Genomic DNA, 1,550 nt, shown 5'->3' with positions numbered 1-1,550 from the left:
GCATCTGGCCGGTCTGAAAGCAACGTTTGGAGCGTTGCGAATACTGACTGAGCGGAGAAGTTGGTGATCGATGCACCACGAACAGACCGACCCAGTTTTCGGCTCGACGCACGACCTATTCAGTTATTCAGTTCAGGTTGCCAACTGATGGACTTCGTCCATGAGCCGACTAAACCAGTTCTTGTAAACATAGTTAGAAGCAAGATGAATCACCACACGACGGGCGTGCCAAGTAATCCTACCGGCGATGTGAAAGAGACTGAACCGTAGCGAGGAGATGGTTGAACGACGGTCTTCCGAGACAAAGAGCTGTTTAAAGAGCTGAACCAGGTTATAGGCAATACCGGTGATCAAGGCTCGTGCAGTGTTCCGTGCAAAAGTTGAGCTGTCTGTTTTGTCAAAGCCAAACCCGCATTTCAGCTCCTTAATTTGGTTCTCAGCATTGCCCCGCTGTCTATAGGTCTTGAACAAAGTCTCTGGAGCCTCGGAGGCCAGGCTGGTCACTACGAATGCGTGGTTCCAGGGAACTAGCTCATCTGCCGTATGAGTAGAACATACGATAACACGGCGAGCTTTACCCCATGACGCGGCCTGATACTTGAATTCGTGGTAGACGCATTTGCTCTCTTCATATTTTGGAGGGCAATCCACTAAGGCCGTTTCTGCCAGCTTCCCAAGCTTTGAATTTGCCTTGAGTCGAACCAAAAAGTCGACGCCATGTGTGTCGCACATCTCGTAAAATTTTGGCGCAGCAAACCCCGAATCGCCTCGAATGATGACGCTGGTGCTTTGAGGGAGCGCCGATAGGCGCGAAAAAGTTGTCTCGACGAACTTATCGGCTTCCTTGCCGGTGTACTCATTGCCAGGGCGCATCAAGGCGTCTAAGAGCAACCCGGACTCTTGATCAAATACAACCTGAGGGTGATATCCATAGGCCATATAGTGAGCGTTGAAGGCGGACCGTTCTTGATTACCGAAAGTATCACAATGCGTTGAGTCTATATCCAGCACGAAGCGGGATTGACCACTAAGACGGAAAGCCAAGGCGGCTACTTGCCAGATAAGCTTCCGAAAGTCATCTAGGTCGGCGTCTTCAAGGCGCTTGAAAAACCGTGAAAGTGAGGGCTGTGAGACTAGCCGAGAGCTACCCAAGGTGGCCGCCAGTACGGGATCACGTTGCCAGTCATTGGCACTACTGTCATGTAAATACCCGGCAACGTCGAGCAACAATTTTTCCAAGAAGATGTCGATCATCGAGGCCTTCCAGAATCGTCGTTGGTCTGGTAACTTGAGGCACTGATTGGCAAGTTGCCTAAAGTTGATACGATGAAGAAACTCTTGGAACAAAACGAGCCCGGCGTCATTTGAAAGTTGACCGCCGTCGGCGGTCACAGTCACATTGGTATTGCATTGCAGGGATAAGCTGGTTAAAGTTGAGATGGTGTGAAGCCTCGCTTTCGTGATGGTTTTTGTCGACTTAACCTTAGCATATAGGCGCACCCAATGGGTGAAACACCAAAGCAGCGCAGTCCCGTGTGAATCATGGGATT

At 50.3% G+C, this 1,550-nt stretch carries 1 protein-coding gene; it reads right to left on the bottom strand.

Annotated features, from left to right (window positions below):
- Nucleotides 1-132 precede the first annotated feature (132 nt).
- Nucleotides 133-1,550: IS1380 family transposase (locus EKN00_RS10775; RefSeq protein WP_127850222.1), on the bottom strand; the 1,418-nt coding region annotated here is incomplete at its 5' end.

Source organism: Lacticaseibacillus hulanensis (assembly GCF_004010095.1).
GTDB classification, from domain to species: domain Bacteria; phylum Bacillota; class Bacilli; order Lactobacillales; family Lactobacillaceae; genus Lacticaseibacillus; species Lacticaseibacillus hulanensis.
Note: the sequence above shows the minus strand (reverse complement) of the source record. Positions and strands in the feature narration are given on the sequence as shown.